Here is a 13878-nt window from a genome sequence, read left to right as displayed (position 1 = left end):
ATGAATACCTTATTTACCATCATCGTCGTGATCCAGGTGCTGTCGGCGCTGACGATTATTGGCCTGGTTCTGCTGCAGCATGGCAAGGGCGCCGACATGGGCGCTGCATTTGGCTCCGGGGCGTCGGGCAGCCTGTTCGGTGCGACCGGTTCGTCGAACTTCCTGTCCAAGTCGACCGGCCTGGCTGCGGCAATCTTCTTTGGTGCGACGCTGGCGCTTGCTTTCCTCGGCAACCGGCCCGCTTCGGTCACCGGCGGCGTGATGGATAATCTACCTGCCAACACCGCGCCAGCCACAGCGCCGGCTGCCCCCGCGCCGGCACCGGCCGCGCCTGCCCAGGGTCAGGGCCAATCCGGCCAGATTCCAAAATAGTTTTGGTTTTATGCTTGTCCGATGCGCAACTGTGCATTGAATAAAGAGTCCGGACAGGTTAAAATGCAGGGCTTGCCGACGTGGTGAAATTGGTAGACACGCTATCTTGAGGGGGTAGTGGCGAAAGCTGTGCGAGTTCGAGTCTCGCCGTCGGCACCACAATAATAAAGCCAGCTAGGGAGACCCCAAGCTGGCTTTTTCTCGAGAATGTTGTTTAGTTCGCATGCTCTTCATGGCGGCTGGGGCATTCTAGGCTGGACTTTCATCATACGGCGACCCATCGTGAACCTCGAAAACTACTTCCCCGTACTCCTGTTTATTCTCGTCGGCATTGGTGTCGGCGTCGCGCCCCAGGTGCTGGGCCGCCTGCTGGGTCCGCACCGGCCCGATGTGCAAAAGAACTCTCCCTACGAATGCGGCTTCGAGGCGTTCGAGGATGCGCGCATGAAGTTCGACGTGCGCTACTACCTGGTTGCAATTTTATTCATCCTGTTTGACCTGGAAACTGCTTTCTTCTTCCCGTGGGGCGTAGCCATGCGCGACCTGGGCTGGGCCGGATTCGTCACGATGCTGGTGTTCATCGTCGAATTCGTGGTCGGCTTCTGGTACATCTGGAAGAAGGGCGCTCTGGATTGGGAATAAGCCATGTCTATTGAAGGTGTAATGAATGAAGGCTTCGTCACCACGACGGCTGACAAGCTGATCAACTGGACCCGTACCGGGTCCATGTGGCCAATGACCTTCGGTCTGGCCTGCTGCGCGGTTGAAATGATGCATGCCGGCGCGTCACGCTACGATCTCGACCGTTTCGGCGTGGTGTTCCGCCCGTCGCCGCGTCAGTCCGACGTGATGATCGTTGCCGGCACGCTGTGCAACAAGATGGCGCCTGCGCTGCGCAAGGTGTACGACCAGATGGCCGAGCCGCGCTGGGTGATCTCGATGGGTTCCTGCGCCAACGGCGGTGGCTACTACCACTATTCGTATTCGGTCGTGCGCGGTTGCGACCGCATCGTGCCGGTCGATATCTATGTTCCCGGCTGCCCGCCGACAGCGGAAGCGCTGCTGTACGGCATCATGCAGCTGCAGAACAAGATCAAGCGCACCAATACCATCGCCCGCTAACGGCGCCCAGACGCTTATATGACGACCAAACTAGAAACGCTGGAAGCCGGGCTGCGCAACGCGCTCGGCGACAATCTGCATGCCCTGACTGTCGCGCTTGGTGAAGTCACCATCGTGGTCAAGGCAGCCAACTACCTGTCCGTGATGCGCGTGCTGCGCGACCATTCCGAGCTGCGCTTTGAAGAGCTGATCGACCTGTGCGGCGTCGACTACTCGACCTATGGCGATGGCGCCTATGACGGCCCGCGCTTCGCCGTGGTGAGTCACCTGCTGTCGCTGACTCATAACTGGCGTCTGCGCGTGCGGGTGTTCGCGCCCGACGACGACATGCCGCTGGTGGCCTCCCTGGTGGATATCTGGCCCGCCGCCAACTGGTACGAGCGCGAGGCGTTCGACTTCTATGGCATCCTGTTCGACGGTCACAACGACCTGCGGCGCATCCTGACCGACTACGGCTTCATCGGCCATCCGTTCCGCAAGGACTTCCCGGTGACCGGCTATGTCGAGATGCGCTACGACCCCGAGCAGAAGCGCGTGATTTATCAGCCGGTGACGATTGAGCCGCGTGAAAATGTGCCGCGCGTCATCCGCGAGGAAAATTACGGGATCAAATAATCATGGCTGAAATCAAGAACTACACCCTGAACTTCGGTCCGCAGCATCCGGCCGCGCACGGCGTGCTGCGCCTGGTGCTGGAGCTGGACGGCGAAGTCATCCAGCGCGCGGACCCGCATATCGGCCTGCTGCATCGTGCCACCGAAAAGCTGGCGGAGCAGAAGACCTATCTGCAATCGGTGCCGTACATGGATCGTCTCGATTACGTGTCGATGATGTGCAATGAGCACGCCTACGTGATGGCCATCGAAAAGATGCTGGGCATAGAAGTGCCGCTGCGCGCGCAGTACATCCGCGTCATGTTCGATGAAATCACCCGCCTGCTCAACCACCTGCTGTGGCTGGGCGCCCACGCGCTGGACGTGGGTGCAATGGGCGTGTTCCTGTATGCCTTCCGCGAACGCGAAGACCTGATGGACTGCTACGAGGCGGTGTCGGGCGCGCGCATGCATGCGGCCTACTACCGTCCGGGCGGCGTCTATCGCGACCTGCCGGATGCCATGCCGAAGTACGCGGCATCGGTGATCCGTAATGAGAAGGCGATCCGCCAGCTCAATGAAAACCGCCAGGGCTCGCTGCTCGACTTCATCGAGGACTTCACCAACCGCTTTCCGGGTTATGTCGATGAATACGAAACCCTGCTGACCGACAATCGTATCTGGAAGCAGCGCCTGGTCGGTATCGGCGTGGTCTCCCCGGAGCGCGCCAAGGCCATGGGCTTTACCGGCCCGATGCTGCGTGGCTCGGGCATCGAATGGGATCTGCGCCGCAAGCAGCCCTATGAGGTCTACGACCTGCTGGACTTCGACATCCCCCTGGGCACCAACGGCGACTGCTACGACCGCTACCTGGTGCGCGTGGAAGAGATGCGCCAGTCCAACCGCATCATCAAGCAATGCATCGAGTGGCTGCGCAACAATCCCGGCCCGGTGATGGTAGACAACCACAAGGTGGCGCCGCCGCCGCGGGTGGACATGAAGTCCAACATGGAAGAGCTGATTCACCACTTCAAGCTGTTCACCGAAGGCTTCCATGTGCCTGCCGGCGAAGCCTATGCGGCGGTCGAGCATCCGAAGGGCGAGTTCGGCATCTACATGATTTCCGACGGCGCCAACAAGCCGTATCGCCTGAAGATCCGCGCGCCGGGCTTCCCGCACCTGCAGGGCCTCAATGAAATGGCCAAGGGCCACATGATCGCGGACGCGGTCACCATCATCGGCACCCAGGACATCGTTTTCGGCGAGATTGACAGATAAGGTCGTGCGCTTCAAGGATGGGGCGCAACGATATTCGAGGCAAACACAATGGTGTTATCAGAGCAAGCGTACAAAAAGATCGATCGCGAGATCGCCAAGTTCCCGGCTGACCAGAAACAGTCCGCGGTGATGGCCGCGCTGGCGATTGCGCAGGACGAGGCCGGCTGGCTGTCGCCCGAAGTCATGGAAGCCGTGGCTGCCTATCTCGACATGGCGCCGATCGCCGTGCAGGAAGTCGCGACCTTCTACATGATGTACAACCTCAACCCGGTTGGCAAAAGCAAGATCACGATCTGCACCAACCTGCCGTGCGCGCTGTCCGGCGGTGAAAAGGCGGCGCACTATCTCAAGCAAAAGCTGGGCATCGACTACCGTGAAACGACCGAAGACGGCAATTTCACGCTGATGGAAGGCGAGTGCATGGGCGCCTGTGGCGACGCGCCGGTTCTGCTGGTGAACAACAAGCGCATGTGCAGCCTGATGTCGGATGAGAAGATCGATGCGCTGCTGGAGGAACTGAAGAAATGACCAGCCTGCATACCCGTCATATCAAGCCGCTGATCCTGGCCGGCCTGGATGGCTCCAACTGGCACCTGAAGGATTACGTCGCGCGCGGCGGCTATGAGTCGCTGCGCCGCATCCTGACCGAAGGCATCACGCCCGAGCAGGTAATCGCCGAACTGAAGGCTTCCTCGCTGCGTGGACGCGGCGGCGCCGGCTTTCCGACCGGGCTTAAGTGGAGCTTCATGCCGCGTCAGTTCCCGGGCCAGAAGTACCTGGTCTGCAACACCGACGAAGGCGAGCCGGGCACCTTCAAGGACCGCGACATCATCCGCTACAACCCGCATGCGCTGATCGAGGGCATGGCCATTGGCGCCTATGCGATGGGCATCACCGTGGGCTACAACTATATCCACGGCGAGATCTGGGCCGACTACGAGCGCTTCGAGGAAGCGATCGAGGAAGCGCGCGTCGAAGGCTTCCTGGGCGACGGCATCATGGGCAGCCAGTTCAACTTCCAGCTGCATGCCTTCCACGGCTATGGTGCGTACATCTGCGGCGAGGAAACCGCGCTGCTGGAGTCGCTCGAGGGCAAGAAGGGCCAGCCGCGCTTCAAGCCGCCGTTCCCGGCCAGCTTCGGCCTGTACGGCAAGCCAACCACCATCAACAACACCGAGACCTTTGCCGCGGTGCCTTTCGTGATGAAGATGGGCGGCGAGGCGTATGCCGCGCTGGGCAAGCCCAACAACGGCGGCACCAAGATCTTCTCGATGTCGGGCGACATCGCCCGTCCGGGCAACTATGAAGTCCCGCTGGGCACGCCATTCGCGACCCTGCTGGAACTGGCCGGCGGCATGCGCGACGGCAAGAAGATCAAGGCCGTGATTCCGGGCGGATCGTCGATGCCGGTGCTGACCGGTGACGTGATGATGGCCACCGACATGGACTATGACTCGATCGCCAAGGCCGGCTCGATGCTGGGCTCGGGCGCCGTCATCGTGATGGACGAAACCCGCTGCATGGTGCGCTCGCTGCTGCGCCTGTCCTACTTCTATTACGAGGAATCCTGCGGCCAGTGCACGCCGTGCCGCGAAGGCACCGGCTGGCTGTACCGCATGGTGCACCGGATCGAGCATGGCCAGGGTCGTCCGGAAGACATCGACATGCTCAACTCGGTGGCCGACAACATCCAGGGCCGCACCATCTGCGCGCTGGGCGATGCCGCTGCGATGCCGGTCAGGGCAATGATCAAGAATTTCCGGGAAGAGTTCGAATATCACATTGAGCACAAGCGGTGCCTGGTTCCGGCCTATCTGTAAGCCAGGAACAGGCCGTAAGGCTCCGGTGCGCGAAACGCACGCTACGGGAAAAAGATAACCATGGTTGAAATCGAAATAGACGGCAAGAAAGTGGAAGTGCAGGAAGGCAGCATGGTGATGGAAGCTGCCAACAAGATCGGCACTTACATTCCGCATTTCTGCTATCACAAGAAACTGTCCATCGCGGCGAACTGCCGCATGTGCCTGGTGGAAGTCGAGAAGGCGCCTAAGCCGCTGCCGGCCTGCGCCACGCCTGTCACCAACGGCATGATCGTGCGCTCGCACAGCGAGAAGGCAATCAAGGCCCAGAAGGGCGTGATGGAATTCCTGCTGATCAATCACCCGCTGGATTGCCCGATCTGCGATCAGGGCGGCGAGTGCCAGTTGCAGGATCTGGCTGTCGGCTATGGCAGCTCCAATTCGCGGTATGCGGAAGAGAAGAGGGTGGTGGTCCCCAAGGATGCCGGCCCGCTGATCTCGATGCGCGAGATGGCACGCTGCATCCACTGCACCCGCTGCGTGCGCTTCGGCCAGGAAGTGGCCGGTGTGATGGAGTTCGGCATGCTCAACCGCGGCGAACACGCGGAGATCACGTCCTTCGTCGGCAAGACGGTAGATTCCGAACTGTCGGGCAACATGATCGACCTCTGCCCGGTCGGCGCACTGACCTCCAAGCCGTTCCGCTACAGCGCCCGCACCTGGGAGCTGTCGCGTCGCAAGTCGGTCAGCCCGCATGACGGCCTGGGCTCCAACCTGATCGTTCAGGTCAAGGGCGGCGAGGTAAAGCGCGTGCTGCCGCTGGAAAACGAAGAGGTCAACGAGTGCTGGCTGTCCGACCGCGACCGTTTCTCCTATGCGGGCCTGAATGTCGAGGAGCGCCTGACGCGCCCGATGATCAAGCAGGACGGCAAGTGGATGGAAACCGACTGGCAGACCGCCCTCGAATATGTTGCGCATGGCCTGCTCAACATCCGCCACGAGCATGGCGCCGACGCGATTGCCGCCCTGGCCACGCCCAATTCCACGCTGGAAGAGCTGGCGCTGCTGAAGAAGCTGGTCAATGGCATCGGCTCGGATAACGTCGACTTCCGCCTGCGCCAGTCCGACTTCGCGCTCAGCGGCGAAGTCGCTCCCTGGCTGGGCATGTCGATCGCCGAATTCGCCGAACTCAAGCGTGTGTTCGTGATCGGCTCCTTCCTGCGCAAGGACCATCCGCTGCTGACGGCCCGTCTGCGTGCCGCCACCAAGAATGGCGCCAAGATCGGCATCCTGCATGGCAGCGATGACGACCTGCTGATGCCGGTTGCCGCCAAGATAATCGTCGCGCCGTCCGCCTGGCTGTCGGCCCTGTCCGAAATCATGGCAGCCGTGTCGGTGGCCAAAACGGTGGCACTGCCGGCTGGCTTCGATAATATCGAGCCTTCCGAGAATGCGAAGCTGATCGCCGCCAGCCTGCTGTCGGGGGAGCCGCGCGGCATTTTCCTGGGCAATGCCGCCGCAAACCATCCGCAGGCATCGCAACTGCATGCGGCCGCGCAATGGCTGGCGGAGCAGACCGGCGCACACTTCGGTTACCTGACCGAGGCGGCCAACACCGTCGGCGGCCACCTGCTGCAGGCCTATCCGGCCAAGGGCGGCAATGCGCAGCAGATGCTGTCGTCGCCGCGCAAGGCCTACCTGCTGCTCAATGCCGAGCCGGAACTCGACTGCTACGACCCCCAACTGGCGCGTCGCGCGCTGGACCAGGCCGAGATGGTGGTGTCGATGTCGGCCTACCGCCAGGGACTGGACTATGCCGACGTGCTGCTGCCGATCTCGCCCTTCAGCGAGACGGCGGGCACCTACGTGAACTGCGAAGGCCGCGCGCAAAGCTTCAACGGCACCGTCAAGCCGCTCGGCGAAACCCGTCCGGCATGGAAGGTGCTGCGCGTGCTGGGCAACCTGCTGGACCTGGAGGGCTTCAACTACGAGACATCGGAAGAGATCCGCAACCAGGTGCTGGGCATGGACGCCAATGCCAAGGAAATCCAGGGCGACCTGCGTCCCCGCCTGAGCAACAAGGCCAGCCTTGCGCCGCAAGCCGGCAAGGCGCCGGCAGGCGATGCGCTGGAACGACTGGCGCCCGTGCCGATCTACAGCACGGACGCCGTCGTGCGCCGCTCGCCGCCGCTGCAGCAGACCAATGACGCAAAGGCGCCTGTCGCCACCATCTCGACCGCGCTGGCCGAGAAGCTGGCCGTGATCGCCGGCGATCCGGTGCGCGTCAGCCAGGGCAACGCGAGCGTGGTGCTGAATGTCGCGATCGATGCCCGCCTGCCGCAGAACGTGGTGCGTGTCGCCACCGCGCGTGCCGAGACCCAGATGCTGGGCGGCATGTTCGGCGAAATCCGTGTGGAGAAAGCGTAATGGATCAAATGCTGCTGAATCTGCAGACCACCGGACAAGGCTTCTTCGGCGCCGTCTGGCCGCTGGTCTGGAACCTAGTCAAGATCGTGCTGATCGTGCTGCCCATCATGGGCTGCGTGGCCTACCTGACCCTGTGGGAACGGAAGATGATCGGCTGGATGCACGTGCGTATCGGCCCGAACCGCGTCGGCCCGGCCGGCCTGCTGCAGCCTATCGCTGACGCGCTGAAGCTGCTGCTAAAGGAAATCATCGTGCCGGCCCGCGCCAGCAAGGCGCTGTTCGTGATCGCGCCGATCATGACCATCATGCCGGCGCTGGCCGCGTGGGCGGTCGTGCCCTTCGGCCCGGAAGTGGCGCTGGCCAATGTGAATGCCGGCCTGCTGCTGGTGATGGCGATCACCTCGATGGAAGTCTATGGCGTGATCATCGCCGGCTGGGCATCGAACTCGAAGTACGCCTTCCTCGGCGCGATGCGCGCATCGGCCCAGATGGTGTCGTATGAAATCGCGATGGGCTTCGTGCTGGTCATCGTGCTGATGGTGTCGGGCAGCCTGAACTTCACCGAGATCGTGATGCAGCAGACCACCGGCCGCATGGCATCGATCGGCCTGAACTTCCTGTCCTGGAACTGGCTGCCGCTGCTGCCGATGTTCGGCGTCTATATCATCTCCGGCATCGCCGAGACCAACCGCCATCCTTTCGACGTGGTGGAAGGCGAGTCGGAAATCGTCGCCGGCCACATGGTGGAATACTCCGGCATGTCGTTTGCGATGTTCTTCCTCGCCGAATACGCGAACATGATCCTGATCTCGGCCCTGGCGTCGCTGATGTTCCTGGGCGGCTGGGATGCCCCGTTCGGCGTGGCGCCGTTCACCTGGGTTCCTGGCTGGATCTGGCTTGGCATCAAGACCTTCCTGGTGGTATCAATCTTCATCTGGGTACGCGCATCCTTCCCGCGCTACCGCTATGACCAGATCATGCGCCTGGGCTGGAAAGTGTTCATCCCGCTGACGCTGGCGTATCTGCTGATCGTCGCGATCTGGATCCAGTCTCCCTGGAATATCTGGAACTAATGGAAAAGGCTGAATAAGACATGGAAGCCATCAAGGATTTTTTCGGCAGCCTCATGCTGCGCGAGCTGTTCAAGGGCCTGGCCCTGACCGGCCGCTATATGTTCGCTCGCAAGATCACCGTGCAATTCCCGGAAGAGAAGACGCCGCTGTCGCCGCGCTTCCGCGGCCTGCATGCACTGCGCCGTTATCCCAACGGCGAGGAGCGTTGCATTGCCTGCAAGCTGTGCGAAGCGGTCTGCCCCGCAATGGCCATCTCGATCGAGTCCGACGAGCGTGAAGACGGCACCCGCCGCACCACGCGCTATGACATCGACCTGACCAAGTGCATTTTCTGCGGTTTCTGTGAAGAGTCCTGCCCGGTGGACTCCATCGTCGAGACCAATATGCTGGAGTACCACGGTGAGAAACGGGGCGACCTGTACTACACCAAGGAAATGCTGCTGGCCATTGGCGACCGTTACGAGAAAGACATCGCCGCCAACCGCGCCGCCGACGCCGCTTACCGTTGATTTGATTAATTCGCTGCAGAACCGGCCTTTCCCGGGCCGGTCGAGGGCGATCATTGTGGTCCATTATGGAATTTAAAACTGCGCTGTTCTACGTGTTCTCGGCCGTCCTCGTGGTGGCTGCGACCCGCGTCATCACGGATCGCAACCCGGTGCATGCCGCCCTGTACCTGGTGCTTTCCTTCTTTTCGGCCGCCGCCATCTGGATGCTGCTGAAAGCGGAATTCCTCGCCATCGTCCTGGTGCTGGTCTATGTCGGCGCGGTGATGGTGCTGTTCCTGTTCGTGGTCATGATGCTCGATATCGACATGGACAAGCTGCGGCAGGGCTTCTGGAGCTACTTCCCGTTTGCGGCCACGATAGGCGTGATCATCGTGCTGGAAATGGCGGCGGTACTGTTCCGCGGCTTCCTGACGCTGGACCCGCGCGTGCCGGCGGCCTCCGCCAACATCGGCAACACCCGCGAGCTCGGCAAGCTGATCTATACCCAGTATGTGTACGGCTTCGAGATCGCCGCTGTGATCCTGCTGGTTGCCATCGTTGCCGCCGTGGCGCTGACCATGCGCCGTCGCAAGGACAGCAAGTATTTCGATCCGGCCGACGCGGTCAAGGTCAAGAGCACCGACCGTCTGCGCATCATCAGCATGAAATCCGAAACCGAGCGCGTTGCCGCGCCTGCAGAGGCTGACGCCGCTTCCGCGTCCGCCCCGCAAAAACAATAAGGGCCGCACTGTGACTCTGACTCTTGCTCATTACCTGATCCTCGGCGCGATCCTGTTTTCGATCTCCGTCGTCGGTATTTTCCTCAACCGCAAGAACATCATCATCCTGCTGATGGCGATTGAACTGATGCTGCTTGCGGTGAACATGAATTTCATCGCGTTCTCGCATTATCTCGGCGATGCCGCCGGACAGATCTTCGTTTTCTTCATCCTCACTGTGGCCGCTGCGGAATCCGCAATCGGCCTGGCGATCCTTGTTGTGCTGTTCCGCAATCTCGACACCATCAACGTCGAAGATCTGGACACGCTCAAGGGCTAATAACAAATAAACGATAAGGTTCATCATGGCGGGGCAACTCAACCCACAACTCCTTCTGGCCGTACCTCTGGCGCCGCTCGCGGGATCGGCCATTGCCGGCCTCTTCGGCACCAAGTTCTTCGGCAACAAGATAGGGCGGGGCGCTTCCCACAGCGTCACCATCCTGGGCGTGCTGATCGCGCTGATCATCTCGGTGCAGACGCTGCTGGCAGTGCTGGATGGCGCGACCTACAACGGCACGCTGTACAACTGGATGACGGTCGGCGGCATCAAGCTGGAAATCGGCTTCATGGTCGACAGCCTGACCGCAATGATGATGTGCGTCGTGACCTTCGTGTCGCTGATGGTGCATATCTATACCATCGGCTACATGCAGGAAGATCCGGGCTATAACCGCTTCTTCTCGTATATCTCGCTGTTCACCTTCTCCATGCTGATGCTCGTCATGAGCAACAACTTCCTGCAGCTGTTCTTCGGCTGGGAAGCGGTGGGCCTGGTGTCGTATCTGCTGATCGGTTTCTGGTACACCAAGCCGACCGCGATCTACGCCAACATGAAGGCATTCCTGGTCAACCGCGTCGGCGACTTCGGCTTCATCCTGGGCATCGGCCTGCTGCTCGCATTCGCCGGCTCGATGAACTACACCGAAGTCTTCGCCAAGCGCGAGGCGCTGGCCCAACTGACCATGCCCGGTTCGAGCTGGATGCTGCTGACCGTTGCCTGCATTTGCCTGTTCATCGGCGCAATGGGCAAGTCGGCCCAGTTCCCGCTGCATGTGTGGCTGCCCGACTCGATGGAAGGCCCGACCCCGATCTCGGCCCTGATCCACGCCGCCACCATGGTGACCGCCGGCATCTTCATGGTCGCCCGCATGTCGCCGCTGTTCGAGCTGTCGGACACCGCCTTGTCCTTCGTGCTGGTGATCGGCTCGATCACTGCGCTGTTCATGGGTTTCCTTGGCATCATCCAGAATGACATCAAGCGGGTGGTGGCGTATTCCACGCTGTCCCAGCTGGGCTACATGACGGTTGCGCTGGGCGCCTCCGCCTACCAGGTCGGCGTGTTCCACCTGATGACCCATGCCTTCTTCAAGGCGCTGCTGTTCCTTGCCGCCGGCGCTGTCATCATCAGCATGCACCACGACCAGGACATCCGTAACATGGGCGGCCTGCGCAAGTACCTGCCCATCACCTGGATCACCTCGCTGCTGGGCTCGCTGGCCCTGATCGGCACGCCGTTCTTCTCGGGCTTCTACTCCAAGGACAGCATCATCGAAGCGGTAGCTGCGACCCATCTTCCGGGCGCGGGCTTTGCCTACTTCTCGGTGCTGGCCGGCGTGTTTGTTACTGCCTTCTATTCCTTCCGCATGTACTTCCTCGTGTTCCACGGCGAGGAGCGTTTCGGCAAGGCCCATCATGGCCATGACGATCACCACGACCATCACGCGGCGCACCACACGTCGGACGACATCCACGGCCATGAGGTCGAGGAAGAGGCCGGCCACGAGGAGCACCATGGCCTGGCGCCGGGCGAGAAGCCGGTCGAAGCGCCGCTGGTGGTCACGCTGCCGTTGATCCTGCTGGCCATTCCGTCCGTCATCATCGGCTACCTGGCCATCGGCCCGATGCTGCATGGCGACTTCTTCAAGGGCGTGATCTTCGTCGGTGAAAACCACCATGCGATGGAAGAGCTGGGCCACGAATTCCACGGCGCGATGGCAATGGCCGTGCATGGCTTCACCAGCCTGCCGTTCTGGCTGGCGCTGGCCGGCGTGGTGACTGCCTACTACTGCTACATGATCAATCCGCGCGTGCCGGCCTGGTTCTACAGCAAGTTCCATGGCATCTACACGCTGCTCGACAACAAGTACTACATGGACCGCATCAATGAAGTGGTGTTCGCCGGCGGCGCACGCGGCCTGGGCCGCGGCCTGTGGAATGTCGGCGACCGCGCCCTGATCGACGGGCTGCTGGTCAATGGCAGCGCGCGCGTGGTGGGCTGGTTCTCGGTGATTTCCCGGGCCTTCCAGACCGGTTACATCTACCACTACGCATTCACGATGATCCTCGGCATAGCGCTCTATCTGGGCTATCTGCTGCTGGCCAACTACATGAAATAACGTCGCGCTTCCAGAAAAACAAACATGATGCAGTCAACACTTCCTCTACTCAGTCTGGCGATCTGGTTGCCGATTCTTTTTGGCCTGCTGGTGCTGGCCGTTGGCAACGACAACAAACCGGGCGCGTCGCGCATGCTGGCCTTGGTCGGCTCCGTGATCAGCCTCCTGCCGACGCTGGCGATCGTCTCCGGCTTCGACAAGGCCGCGCACGGCATGCAGTTCGTCGAGCGCGCCGCCTGGATCAAGACCTTCAACATCTTCTATGCGCTGGGCATCGATGGCATCTCGCTGTGGTTCGTGCCGCTGACGGCCTTCATCACGATCATCGTCGTGATCGCCGGCTGGCAGGTGATCGAGAAGAAGGTGTCGCAATACATGGGCGCCTTCCTGATCCTTTCCGGCGCAATGATCGGCGTATTCTGCGCGCTGGACGGCCTGCTGTTCTATGTGTTCTTCGAAGCGACGCTGATTCCGATGTTCATCATCATCGGCGTCTGGGGCGGCAGCAACCGGATGTATGCGGCGGTCAAGTTTTTCCTGTACACCTTCCTCGGCTCGCTGCTGATGCTGGTGGCAATCATCTACCTGTACTTCAAGGCCGGCAATAGCTTCGATATCCTGGCCTGGCATGCGCTGCCGCTGCCGCTGGCCGTACAGATCCCAATCTTCCTGGCCTTCATGATGGCCTTTGCGGTAAAGGTCCCGATGTGGCCGGTGCATACCTGGCTGCCGGATGCCCACGTCGAGGCGCCGACCGGCGGTTCGGTGGTGCTGGCTGCCATCATGCTGAAGCTCGGCGGCTACGGCTTCCTGCGCTTCTCGCTGCCGGTCACCCCGGACGCCAGCCACTACCTGGCGCCGCTGGTGATGTCGCTGTCGCTGATCGCGGTCATCTACATCGGCCTGGTTGCGATGGTGCAGGCCGACATGAAGAAGCTGGTGGCGTATTCGTCGATTGCCCACATGGGCTTCGTCACGCTGGGCTGCTTCCTCTTCAACGACATGGGCGCGCAGGGCGCGATCATGCAGATGATTTCGCATGGCTTCGTGTCCGGCGCAATGTTCCTCTGCATCGGCGTGCTGTACGACCGCATGCACACCAGGCAGATCGCCGAATACGGCGGCGTCGTCAACACCATGCCGCGCTTTGCCGCCTTCTTCGTGCTGTTCTCGCTGGCCAATGCCGGCCTGCCGGCAACCTCGGGCTTCATTGGCGAGTTCATGGTGATCCTGGCCTCGGTCCAGTTCAATTTCTGGATTGGCGTGCTGGCCGGTACCGCCCTGATCCTGGGCGCGGCCTATTCGCTGTGGCTGGTCAAGCGGGTGGTGTTTGGCAATATCGGCAACAAGCATGTCGCCGAATTGCAGGACCTGAGCGGCCGGGAATTCATGATGCTGGGCGTGCTGGCCATCGCAGTGATCGTCATGGGCGTCTATCCGGCGCCGATCGGCGACACGCTGCAGACCTCGGTGACGGACCTGCTCAAGCATGTGGCCGTGAGCAAGGTGCCTTGAGGCCCGGCGCATGAGGCCATCAAGGCAAAATCT

Annotated in this window: 14 protein-coding genes and 1 tRNA gene; all 15 read left to right on the top strand. The window is 61.4% G+C overall.

Annotation, left to right across the window (positions count from 1 at the left end):
* Complete coding sequence (gene secG / locus KTQ42_RS09200; RefSeq protein ID WP_217345234.1) at nt 1–372, top strand: preprotein translocase subunit SecG; 372 nt, start codon at nt 1–3, stop codon at nt 370–372.
* A 74-nt stretch (nt 373–446) separates the two neighbouring features.
* A tRNA-Leu gene (locus tag KTQ42_RS09195) sits at nt 447–531 on the top strand.
* A 123-nt stretch (nt 532–654) separates the two neighbouring features.
* Complete coding sequence (locus KTQ42_RS09190; RefSeq protein WP_194714160.1) at nt 655–1014, top strand: NADH-quinone oxidoreductase subunit A; 360 nt, start codon at nt 655–657, stop codon at nt 1012–1014.
* Between the two features lie 3 nt (nt 1015–1017).
* Complete coding sequence (locus tag KTQ42_RS09185) at nt 1018–1494, top strand: NADH-quinone oxidoreductase subunit B (RefSeq protein WP_194714161.1); 477 nt, start codon at nt 1018–1020, stop codon at nt 1492–1494.
* Nucleotides 1495–1512: 18 nt separating this feature from the next.
* A complete protein-coding gene (locus tag KTQ42_RS09180; protein ID WP_217345233.1) occupies nt 1513–2109 on the top strand; it encodes an NADH-quinone oxidoreductase subunit C in 597 nt (198 codons plus the stop codon).
* 2 nt (nt 2110–2111) lie between these two features.
* Nucleotides 2112–3365 carry an NADH-quinone oxidoreductase subunit D gene (locus KTQ42_RS09175; protein ID WP_217345232.1) on the top strand — a complete coding sequence of 418 codons (1254 nt, stop codon included), beginning with the start codon at nt 2112–2114 and terminating at the stop codon, nt 3363–3365.
* 48 nt (nt 3366–3413) lie between these two features.
* Nucleotides 3414–3893 (top strand): NADH-quinone oxidoreductase subunit NuoE, encoded by a 480-nt coding sequence (gene nuoE / locus KTQ42_RS09170; protein ID WP_194714164.1) that lies wholly within the window; start codon nt 3414–3416, stop codon nt 3891–3893.
* A complete protein-coding gene (gene nuoF / locus KTQ42_RS09165) occupies nt 3890–5185 on the top strand; it encodes an NADH-quinone oxidoreductase subunit NuoF (RefSeq protein WP_217345231.1) in 1296 nt (431 codons plus the stop codon). Before nuoE ends, nuoF begins: the two co-directional genes overlap by 4 nt.
* 60 nt (nt 5186–5245) lie before the next feature.
* Nucleotides 5246–7591, top strand: coding sequence for an NADH-quinone oxidoreductase subunit NuoG (gene nuoG, locus KTQ42_RS09160; RefSeq protein ID WP_217345230.1), 2346 nt, complete (start codon nt 5246–5248; stop codon nt 7589–7591).
* Nucleotides 7591–8664, top strand: a complete 1074-nt coding sequence (nuoH, locus tag KTQ42_RS09155) for an NADH-quinone oxidoreductase subunit NuoH (protein ID WP_217345229.1) — start codon at nt 7591–7593, stop codon at nt 8662–8664. Before nuoG ends, nuoH begins: the two co-directional genes overlap by 1 nt.
* Before the next feature lie 20 nt (nt 8665–8684).
* Nucleotides 8685–9173 carry an NADH-quinone oxidoreductase subunit NuoI gene (gene nuoI, locus KTQ42_RS09150; RefSeq protein ID WP_194714168.1) on the top strand — a complete coding sequence of 163 codons (489 nt, stop codon included), beginning with the start codon at nt 8685–8687 and terminating at the stop codon, nt 9171–9173.
* 65 nt (nt 9174–9238) lie between these two features.
* On the top strand, nt 9239–9892 hold the full coding sequence (locus KTQ42_RS09145) for an NADH-quinone oxidoreductase subunit J (protein ID WP_217345228.1): 654 nt from the start codon (nt 9239–9241) through the stop codon (nt 9890–9892).
* A gap of 10 nt (nt 9893–9902) precedes the next feature.
* Entirely contained in the window at nt 9903–10211 is a 309-nt protein-coding gene (nuoK, locus tag KTQ42_RS09140; RefSeq protein ID WP_217345227.1) for an NADH-quinone oxidoreductase subunit NuoK, read from the top strand.
* A 25-nt stretch (nt 10212–10236) separates the two neighbouring features.
* Nucleotides 10237–12330, top strand: coding sequence for an NADH-quinone oxidoreductase subunit L (nuoL, locus tag KTQ42_RS09135; protein ID WP_217345226.1), 2094 nt, complete (start codon nt 10237–10239; stop codon nt 12328–12330).
* Nucleotides 12331–12354: 24 nt separating this feature from the next.
* A complete protein-coding gene (locus KTQ42_RS09130) occupies nt 12355–13845 on the top strand; it encodes an NADH-quinone oxidoreductase subunit M (RefSeq protein WP_217345225.1) in 1491 nt (496 codons plus the stop codon).
* The last annotated feature ends 33 nt before the right edge of the window (nt 13846–13878 follow it).

This window comes from Noviherbaspirillum sp. L7-7A (assembly GCF_019052805.1).
Lineage (GTDB): Bacteria > Pseudomonadota > Gammaproteobacteria > Burkholderiales > Burkholderiaceae_D > Noviherbaspirillum_A.
The sequence above is the reverse complement of the archived record's forward strand: the minus strand, read 5'-3'. Positions and strand labels throughout refer to the sequence as shown.

Excerpts from the sequence above, each read along its gene's own strand:
- KTQ42_RS09130 (WP_217345225.1), top strand. The coding sequence starts at position 12,355 with ATGATGCAGTCAACACTTCCTCTACTCAGTCTGGCGATCTGGTTGCCG.
- KTQ42_RS09145 (WP_217345228.1), top strand. The coding sequence starts at position 9,239 with ATGGAATTTAAAACTGCGCTGTTCTACGTGTTCTCGGCCGTCCTCGTG.
- KTQ42_RS09185 (WP_194714161.1), top strand. The coding sequence starts at position 1,018 with ATGTCTATTGAAGGTGTAATGAATGAAGGCTTCGTCACCACGACGGCT.
- nuoL (WP_217345226.1), top strand. The coding sequence starts at position 10,237 with ATGGCGGGGCAACTCAACCCACAACTCCTTCTGGCCGTACCTCTGGCG.
- nuoH (WP_217345229.1), top strand. The coding sequence starts at position 7,591 with ATGGATCAAATGCTGCTGAATCTGCAGACCACCGGACAAGGCTTCTTC.
- nuoE (WP_194714164.1), top strand. The coding sequence starts at position 3,414 with ATGGTGTTATCAGAGCAAGCGTACAAAAAGATCGATCGCGAGATCGCC.
- KTQ42_RS09175 (WP_217345232.1), top strand. The coding sequence starts at position 2,112 with ATGGCTGAAATCAAGAACTACACCCTGAACTTCGGTCCGCAGCATCCG.
- nuoF (WP_217345231.1), top strand. The coding sequence starts at position 3,890 with ATGACCAGCCTGCATACCCGTCATATCAAGCCGCTGATCCTGGCCGGC.
- secG (WP_217345234.1), top strand. The coding sequence starts at position 1 with ATGAATACCTTATTTACCATCATCGTCGTGATCCAGGTGCTGTCGGCG.
- nuoI (WP_194714168.1), top strand. The coding sequence starts at position 8,685 with ATGGAAGCCATCAAGGATTTTTTCGGCAGCCTCATGCTGCGCGAGCTG.
- nuoG (WP_217345230.1), top strand. The coding sequence starts at position 5,246 with ATGGTTGAAATCGAAATAGACGGCAAGAAAGTGGAAGTGCAGGAAGGC.
- KTQ42_RS09180 (WP_217345233.1), top strand. The coding sequence starts at position 1,513 with ATGACGACCAAACTAGAAACGCTGGAAGCCGGGCTGCGCAACGCGCTC.